Genomic DNA, 782 nt, shown 5'->3' on the forward strand with positions numbered 1-782 from the left:
GTGGCCATCGACGGCAGCAAGTTCAAGGCGGTGAACAGCCGCGACAGAAACTATACGGCCGGCAAGATCGACAAGCGTCAGCAACAGATTGAGGAAAGCGTTCAGCGATATCTCGACATGATTGAGACTGCAGACCGTACTAGCCCAACGGGTTTCGACGTGAAGACCGTGCGCCTATACGAGAAGATCGCGATATTGCGCCAGCGGATGCGTGAGCTCGAGCAGATCAAACAGCAGTTGAAGGATGAACCGGACGGACAGCTATCGCTCACTGACCCGGATTCCCGCTCCATGACCAGCGGTGGCAAGAGAACCGGAACGGTCGGCTACAACGTCCAGACAGCAGTTGATACGAAGCATCATCTTATTGTCGAACACGAGGTGACGAATATCGGAGGCGATCATGGTCAACTCAGCAAGATGGCGCTGTCGGCAAAGAACGCGATGGGCAAGCCAAAGCTGAAGGTGCTGGCTGACCGGGGCTACTTCAGTGGTCCGGACATCCGCGCGTGCGAACTGGCAGGGATCACGGCGTATGTCCCGAAACCGCTCACCTCAGCGTCAAGGAAGAAAGGGCTCTTCACCAAACGCGACTTCATCTACGTTGCAAGAAGCGATGAGTATCGATGTCCCGCCGGTGAGCGCGCAATTCTTCGATTCAAGACCGTCGAGAAAGACATGAATCTGCGCGTGTACTGGCCCAGCGCATGCCCGCGTTGCCATCTCAAGGAGCGATGTTCGCCCAGCGACTATCGCCGCATCCGACGATGGGAGCACGAACA

1 protein-coding gene is annotated in these 782 nt (G+C 56.6%); it reads left to right on the forward strand.

Features of this window, described 5'->3' with window-relative positions; genetic code table 11:
• Positions 1 to 782 (forward strand): transposase (locus tag FSO04_RS45905; RefSeq protein WP_154568027.1); only part of this gene is annotated, 782 nt, incomplete at both ends.

Origin of the sequence: Paraburkholderia madseniana (genome assembly GCF_009690905.1) — a bacterium.
GTDB classification, from domain to species: domain Bacteria; phylum Pseudomonadota; class Gammaproteobacteria; order Burkholderiales; family Burkholderiaceae; genus Paraburkholderia; species Paraburkholderia madseniana.